The sequence below is a fragment of the Rothia santali genome (assembly GCF_024199905.1).
GTDB classification, from domain to species: Bacteria; Actinomycetota; Actinomycetes; order Actinomycetales; family Micrococcaceae; genus Rothia; species Rothia santali.
Genome location: NZ_JANAFB010000022.1, coordinates 45,260 through 52,531 on the forward strand (window position 1 = coordinate 45,260; position 7,272 = coordinate 52,531).

Annotated in this window: 6 protein-coding genes and 1 pseudogene; 6 read left to right on the plus strand and 1 reads right to left on the minus strand. The window is 73.5% G+C overall.

Annotated features, from left to right (window positions below):
• The first annotated feature begins 50 nt into the window (after window positions 1-50).
• The 6 genes and pseudogenes from NBM05_RS09910 to NBM05_RS09935 form a co-directional block, all read left to right on the plus strand.
• Window positions 51-635 (plus strand): LytR C-terminal domain-containing protein, encoded by a 585-nt coding sequence (locus tag NBM05_RS09910; RefSeq protein ID WP_254166900.1) that lies wholly within the window; start codon window positions 51-53, stop codon window positions 633-635.
• A gap of 279 nt (window positions 636-914) precedes the next feature.
• The gene (groL, locus tag NBM05_RS09915) at window positions 915-2,549 is read left to right on the plus strand and encodes a chaperonin GroEL (protein WP_254166901.1); all 1,635 of its coding nucleotides are present in this window, start codon (window positions 915-917) and stop codon (window positions 2,547-2,549) included.
• Between the two features lie 265 nt (window positions 2,550-2,814).
• Entirely contained in the window at window positions 2,815-4,065 is a 1,251-nt protein-coding gene (locus tag NBM05_RS09920; protein ID WP_254166903.1) for an MFS transporter, read from the plus strand.
• Window positions 4,066-4,143: 78 nt separating this feature from the next.
• Window positions 4,144-5,427, plus strand: a complete 1,284-nt coding sequence (locus tag NBM05_RS09925) for a methyltransferase domain-containing protein (protein WP_254166905.1) — start codon at window positions 4,144-4,146, stop codon at window positions 5,425-5,427.
• The gene (locus tag NBM05_RS09930; RefSeq protein ID WP_254166907.1) at window positions 5,424-6,572 is read left to right on the plus strand and encodes an isochorismate synthase; all 1,149 of its coding nucleotides are present in this window, start codon (window positions 5,424-5,426) and stop codon (window positions 6,570-6,572) included. Before NBM05_RS09925 ends, NBM05_RS09930 begins: the two co-directional genes overlap by 4 nt.
• 91 nt (window positions 6,573-6,663) lie before the next feature.
• Window positions 6,664-7,164, plus strand: a pseudogene (locus NBM05_RS09935) (ribonuclease HI); the annotation flags it as partial.
• 29 nt (window positions 7,165-7,193) lie between these two features.
• On the opposite strand, the gene NBM05_RS15980 reads toward NBM05_RS09935, so the two are convergent.
• Window positions 7,194-7,244, minus strand: a complete 51-nt coding sequence (locus NBM05_RS15980; protein ID WP_444965571.1) for a hypothetical protein — start codon at window positions 7,242-7,244, stop codon at window positions 7,194-7,196.
• Window positions 7,245-7,272: the final 28 nt, after the last annotated feature.

Below are 7,272 nucleotides of genomic sequence, written 5' to 3' on the forward strand. Positions count from 1 at the left end.
GGGCCGCGGTACACTGACACGGTCCCGGCCCCGATCCCACGAGGTGGAATATGCCCGAGTACGAGCGCGACGAGTTCGACGACGTCCCCGCCGACTTCCCGCACCGGGGCGCCTTCCGCGCGGACCCGGCGGACAGGGCGCGCGGCTACCGGGGCACCTTCGTGATGATCGCGGTGGGCGTCTGCGCCCTCGTGCTGGGCGGCGTCATGTTCCTGCTCGCGCCCCGGACCTCGGCGCCCGGTGCCTCCCCGGTCGCCTCCTCCTCGGCCCCGGCGCAGTCGGAGTCCTCCTCGGCCTCGCCGGGCGACGGCTCCTCCAGCGGCGGTGCGAGCCCCTCGGACGGCGTCGCGGCCGCCGCCGACCCGTCCACCACCGTGGCCGTGTACAACAACGGCGCGGCCGAGGGCTCCGCGACCGAGGCCGCCGCGACGCTGCAGGGCGAGGGCTGGACGATCTCGGACGTCACCAACTGGGACGGCAGCAGCGAGGGCTCCTCGGTGGTCTACTACTCCGCCGGGGCGCGCGAGCAGGCCGAGGCCGTGGCGGAGGAGCTGGGAATCGACCGCACCGAGGAGGCCGCAGGGTACTTCTACCAGGTCGTGGTGGTGATCGCCGGCGAGGGGCCGGCGCAGTAGCGCTGCGGTCGCGCGCGACGTCGTCGCGATGTTTGCACTCTCCTGCCTCGAGTGCCAAGATTGGCCTTAGCACTCATCCGGTTCGACTGCTAAAGACGGCCGGCGTCCGCCCCCTCGGGGCAGCGCCTCGCCGCCCGGTGGCCGGAGCGGATGGGCACCTGAGTCGACCACGGTGAGGTCGTCGGGGCGCCCGCGCAGAGAAGCGGGCACCCGGGGCCGTCCGTCGCGGGCACCGTGGGGGACCGAACCGCCTACCGTCCAGGAGGGACGTCAGCCACCATGGCAAAACTGATTGCTTTTGACGAAGAAGCTCGCCGGGGCCTTGAGAAGGGCCTCAACACCCTCGCCGACGCCGTGAAGGTCACCCTCGGCCCGCGCGGTCGCAACGTCGTGCTGGAGAAGAAGTGGGGCGCCCCCACGATCACCAACGACGGCGTCTCCATCGCCCGTGAGATCGAGCTCGAGGACGCTTACGAGAAGATCGGCGCGGAGCTGGTGAAGGAGGTCGCCAAGAAGACCGACGACATCGCCGGCGACGGGACCACCACCGCGACCGTGCTCGCCCAGGCGCTCGTCCGCGAGGGCCTGCGCAACGTGGCCGCCGGCGCCGACCCGCTCTCGCTCAAGCGCGGGATCGAGAAGGCCGTGGCCGCCGTGACCGAGGAGCTGCTCGCCTCCGCCAAGGAGATCGAGACCGAGGAGCAGATCGCCGCGACCGCGTCCATCTCCGCCGGGGACCCCGAGATCGGCCGCCTCATCGCCCAGGCGATGGAGAAGGTCGGCAAGGAGGGCGTCATCACGGTCGAGGAGTCCAACACCTTCGGCCTGGACCTCGAGCTGACCGAGGGCATGCGCTTCGACAAGGGCTTCCTCTCCGGTTACTTCGTCACCGACGCGGACCGCCAGGAGGCCGTCCTCGAGGATCCCTACATCCTCATCGTCAACTCCAAGATCTCCAACGTGAAGGACTTCGTCCCCGTGCTGGAGAAGGTCATGCAGTCGGGCAAGCCGCTGCTGATCGTCGCCGAGGACGTCGAGGGCGAGGCCCTGGCCCTGCTGGTGCTCAACAAGATGCGCGGCTCGATCAAGTCCGTGGCCGTCAAGGCCCCCGGCTTCGGCGACCGCCGCAAGGCGCAGCTGGCCGACCTCGCGATCCTGACCGGCGGTCAGGTCATCACCGAGGAGGTCGGGCTCTCCCTGGAGAACGCGACCCTGGACCTGCTGGGCCAGGCCCGCAAGGTCGTCGTGACCAAGGACGAGACCACCATCGTCGAGGGCGCCGGCTCGGCCGAGGAGATCGACGGCCGCGTGGCCCAGATCCGCGCCGAGATCGCCAACACCGACTCCGACTACGACCGCGAGAAGCTCCAGGAGCGCCTGGCCAAGCTCGCGGGCGGCGTCGCCGTCCTCAAGGCCGGTGCCGCGACCGAGGTGGAGCTCAAGGAGCGCAAGCACCGCATCGAGGACGCCGTGCGCAACGCGAAGGCGGCCGTCGAGGAGGGCATCGTGCCCGGTGGCGGCGTGGCCCTCATCCAGGCCGGCGTCACGGCCTTCGAGAAGCTGCAGCTGTCCGGCGACGAGGCCACCGGGGCGAACATCGTCAAGGTCGCCATCGACGCGCCGCTGAAGCAGATCGCCGCGAACTCCGGCCTGGAGCCGGGCGTCGTCGCCGCCAAGGTCCGCGAGCTCGAGGTCGGTTACGGCCTCAACGCCGCGACCGGCGAGTACGAGGACCTGCTGGCCGCGGGCATCAACGACCCGGTCAAGGTGACCCGTTCCGCGCTGCAGAACGCGGCCTCGATCGCCGGCCTGTTCCTGACCACCGAGGCCGTCGTGGCCGACAAGCCGGAGAAGAACGCCGGCGGCGGTGCCGAGGGCATGGATGCGATGGGCGGCATGGGCGGCATGATGTAGCCACGCTCGCCCGAGCGCCTCGCGAGGCCCCGGCCGTGACCCAGCAGGGTCGCGGCCGGGGCCTCGCGTGCGTTCCGGGCGGGGTAGGGTGGCCCGGGCGTCGTCGCCTCTCCGAGCGCGTTTTCCGGGACGCGGGCACCCTCCGGGGCGGCGCCGTTCCCCGGGGTGCGGGCGCCTCCCGGGGCGTCGTCGCTCCCCGGGGCGTCGATCACGGCCGGGACGGCGTACAGTGGGAGAGCCGTTCAGCTCGTCGGGAGGACAACGCATGGGAGCTCGGGGGAGCCGGACCTGGCTGTGGATGCTGGTGGCGTTCATGTTCCTCTCCCAGACGGGCCTCAACCTCGCCCGCCCCCAGATGAGCTACAAGCTCATCGCGCTGGACGCCTCGCCCTTCGTCATCGGCCTGGTGACCTCCGCCTATGCGATCCTCCCCGTCTTCGCGGCGATCTCCCTGGGCCGGCTGGCCCAGCGGATGGAGCGGCTCAAGCTCATGGTGATCGCCGGCGGGGCGCTGATCGGGCTGGGCACGGCCCTGCTCGCGCTCGCGGGCGACATCGTGACCGTGGCGGTGGCCGGCATGGTCTTCGGCCTCGGGCACCTCGTGTCCCAGATCGGCATCCAGTCGGCGGTCTCCCGGTACTCGACCGACTCGATGCTCGACGCCGGGTTCGGCTGGACCACGGCCGGCCTGTCCGCCGGTCAGCTGGTGGGCCCGCTGCTGGGCGGCCTCATCCTGGGCCTGCACCCCGACCCCACGACCGGCGAGCGGCTCTCCGACATCGCGCTGGCCTCCTGGATCGGCGCCGGCTTCGCCCTGATCTCCCTGCCGCTGATGCTTGTGCCCTTCGCGGTCCGCCGGATGCCCACGGACACGGCCATGATCGACGCCGCGCAGGCCCCCGGCGTCGCGCGCGACGCCGGGAAGCCCACCACGTTCGGGATCCTCCGCCGGCCGGGGGTGCCGTCCCACATGCTCGCCTCCCTGGCGATGCTCTCGATCACCGACATCCTCACCTCGTTCCTGCCGCTGGTGGGGGAGGAAGCCGGCGTCGGGCCCGTGTGGATCGGCGTCCTGCTGGCGATCCGGAGCCTGTCCTCGATCGTCTCCCGCATGCTGATCCGGGTCCTGTCCGCGCGCTGGTACCGCAGCCAGCTGGTCATCGTGTCCCTGGTGGCCGGGGCCGTGACGGTGGCGGCGGTGCCGCTGCTGATCACCGTGCTTCCCGCCGCCATGGCGCTCATGCTGGTCGGCGGGTTCTTCCTCGGCCTCTCGCAGCCGCTGACGATGACCATGACGATCAAGACCGTGCCGGTCGAGTGGCGCTCCTCGGCGCTGGCCGTGCGGCTGACCGGGAACCGGGTGGGGCAGGTGGTGATCCCGCTGGCGGCGGGCGCCGTGGCCGCGCCGCTGGGGCCCGCCGGGGCCATCTGGTTCACGTGCCTGCTGCTGGCGGGCTCGGCGGGGGAGAAGATCGTCCGCTACGCCCGGACCGGGCCGACCGCAGCCGACTCCTGACGCGGGCCGGGCGGCTCCCGTGATCCCCGTCGCCCGCCGCGGGCCGTTCGCGACGCGCGGGGATACGATGGGACCGAGATGCGATGCGAATACTTTGACGCCGGCCTGTGCCGCTCCTGCGCCCGCATGGGAGTGCCGTACCAGCGGCAGCTGCGCGAGAAGGCCGCGCGGGCCCGGGAGCTCCTCGGCGGGCACCCCGGGATCCGCTGGCTCGAGCCGGCCGCGAGCCCCGAGGAGGGGTTCCGGAACAAGGCCAAGATGGTCGTCTCCGGCACGGCCTCGGACCCGGTGCTCGGGATCCTCGACCGCTCGGGCCGCGGCATCGACCTGAGCTCCTGCGGGCTGTACCCCGAGCCCATCCTGGGGGCCCTGCCGGTCCTCCGGGAGTTCATCGTCGAGCGCCGCCTCACCCCCTACGACGTCCCCGCCCGCCGCGGCGAGCTCAAGCACCTCCTCGTGACCGTCTCGCCCGGCGGCGAGCTCATGGTCAGGTTCGTGCTGCGCTCCAAGAAGCTGCTGGTCTCGATCCGGGACGGCCTGCCCGGGCTGCGGCGCGCGCTGCCGGGCCTCCGGGTGGCCAGCGTCAACATCCTGCGCGAGCACGCGGCCCTGATCGAGGGCGACGAGGAGATCGTGCTCACCGAGGCGCGGAGCCTGCCCATGCGCCTCAACGGCCTGGAGCTGAGCCTGCGCCCGGGGGGCTTCTTCCAGACCAACACGGAGATCGCGGCCCGGATGTACCGCCAGGGGGCGGAGTGGATCCGCGCCGAGGCGCCGGCGGAGCTGTGGGACCTGTACTGCGGCGTCGGCGGCTTCGCGCTGCACGCGGCCCGCGAGCTGGGGGCCGACGCCGGGGCCGCATCCGGCCCCCTGGGGCCCGACGCCGGGTCCGCCGCCCGCGAGCTGGGGTCCGGCGCCGGGGCCGCTGCCCCCGTACCGGGGCGCGACGCCGGGGCCGCGCCTCGCGTCCTGGGGATCGAGGTCAGCCCCGAGGCCGTGGCCTCCGCCGCCCAGACCGCCGAGCGGGCGGGGATGGACGGCGTCGAGTTCCGGGTCGGCGACGCGCGCGTGCTCGCTCCCGAAGCCGGCGCCGGTCCGGAGGCCCTGGTGGTCAACCCGCCCCGCCGCGGCATCGGCCCGGAGCTGGCCCGGTGGATCGAGGCGTCCGGGGCCCGCACGCTGGTCTACTCGAGCTGCAACGCCCGCAGCCTCGCGGAGGACCTGCGGCACCTGCCCTCCTTCGCCGCGCGGGAGGGCCTCGTGCTGGACATGTTCCCGCAGACGGACCACTTCGAGACCATGCTGCTGCTGCGCCGCGAGGCCCGCTCCGCGGGTCCGGCCGCGGTGGGGGACGCCGCATGAGCGCGGTGTCCCAGGCCCGCCCCGGGAGCGGCGCGCCGGCGGACGAGGGGCTGCCCGAGTTCTCCCTGAGCTCGCCCCGGGGCTCCGTCGCGACCCGGGGGCGGGTCACCCCCGTCGCGGAGGACGCCTGGCTGGGGCTCGCGCGCGAGCGGGGCACCGGCGTCGTCGGCATGATCCCCTTCGACCCGGCGGAGCCCGCCCGCCTCGGCGTCCCGCACGCCTGGACGCGCACGGGCGGGCCGGCGTCGGCCCTGCCGAGCCCGCTCCGGGCGATCCCGCGCCCGTGGTCGATCCGCGGCGCCGACAGCCCCGCCTACCGCGAGGCCGTCAGCCGGGCGGTGGCCGCCGTGCACGCGGGGACGCTGGAGAAGATCGTGCTGTCCCGGCTCCTGGAGCTCGAGTACGACGCCGACTCCCCGCTCAGTGCCGAGGCGGTGCACCGGAACCTGCTCTCGCAGCACGCCGCGGCGCACGTCTTCAGCGTGCGCGGGGACGGGGACGAGCACCACATGGGCGCGAGCCCCGAGCTGGTGGTCGGCGTCCGCGACGGCGTGCTCTGGACCCACCCGCTCGCGGGATCGGCGCCGCGGCCGCCCGGCGCGGACGCCACCGAGGACACCCAGGCCGGGGAGCGGCTCATGCGCTCGGCCAAGGACCGCTCGGAGCACGCCGCGGTGGTCACCGACATCGCCGCGCGGCTCGAGCCGCTCTGCGAGGAGCTCACGGTCCCCGCGGTGCCCACCCTGCTGGCGACCCCGCAGCTGTGGCACCTGGGCACGCCGATGACCGGCCGGGTCAGGCCCGGGGTCACCGCGCTCGACGCCGCGCGGGCCATCCACCCGACCCCCGCCATCTGCGGCGTCCCGCGCGGGGAGGCCCTGCGCTCCATCGCGGAGCTCGAGGGCGCGCCGCGCGGCTTCTTCGGCGGCCTCGTCGGCTGGACGGACCCGCGGGGCGACGGCGACTGGGTGCTGAACCTGCGCAGCGCGCGGGTGGGGCCGCGGGCTGCCACGCTGTTCGCCGGGGCGGGCGTCGTCGCCGGCTCCACCGCCCGGGGCGAGCATCGGGAGACGGGCGTCAAGCTCTCGACCTTCCTCGCCGTCCTCGGCCTCGCGCCCGTGGACCTCCCCGGGTTGATCGACTGAGGGCGATCCGGCCGGACCCGCCGAGGACGGGCCCGCCGGGCACGACGCCGCCCGCACGGCGGCCCAGCAACGACCGATGAGAGAGAAGGACATGGCAGCACGAGAGCGCAGCACGGAACCGATCACGGCCGCAGCGGACGGGTCGGCACTGGGCAACCCGGGCCCCGCCGGCTGGGCCTGGTACGTCGACGAGACGACCTGGCACGCCGGGGGCTGGCCGCACGGCACCAACAACATGGGGGAGCTGCAGGCGGTGCTGGACCTGCTGCGCGCCACGGCCGGGGAGCCCGAACGCGAGCTGCACATCCTCTGCGACAGCCAGTACGTGATCAACTGCATCACCCGCTGGATGCCCGGTTGGAAGAAGAAGGGCTGGAAGAAGAAGGACGGGAAGCCGGTGCTGAACCGGGACATCCTGGAGCAGCTCGACGCCGCGCTCGCGGGCCGGAGGTACGACTTCGAGTGGGTCAAGGGCCACGCCGGGCACCCGTTGAACGAGGCGGCGGACGAGCGCGCCCGGGCCGCGGCGACCCCCCCCCCCCCCGGAACGATCCCGGGATTATCCATCATGAGGGGCCCGCCATATGGCGGGCCCTTCATGATGAACCGGATACTCCGCGGTTAGGAGTTCTTCTGCGCCGCGTAGTACGCGTCCTGAACATCCTGGTGGATCCGGCCCCGAGCCGAGACGTTGTACCCG

What these genes read in the sequence shown, in the direction of transcription:
- groL (WP_254166901.1), top strand. Translation starts at nt 915, where the DNA reads ATGGCAAAACTGATTGCTTTTGACGAAGAAGCTCGCCGGGGCCTTGAG.
- NBM05_RS09920 (WP_254166903.1), top strand. Translation starts at nt 2,815, where the DNA reads ATGGGAGCTCGGGGGAGCCGGACCTGGCTGTGGATGCTGGTGGCGTTC.
- NBM05_RS09930 (WP_254166907.1), top strand. Translation starts at nt 5,424, where the DNA reads ATGAGCGCGGTGTCCCAGGCCCGCCCCGGGAGCGGCGCGCCGGCGGAC.
- NBM05_RS09925 (WP_254166905.1), top strand. Translation starts at nt 4,144, where the DNA reads ATGCGATGCGAATACTTTGACGCCGGCCTGTGCCGCTCCTGCGCCCGC.
- NBM05_RS09910 (WP_254166900.1), top strand. Translation starts at nt 51, where the DNA reads ATGCCCGAGTACGAGCGCGACGAGTTCGACGACGTCCCCGCCGACTTC.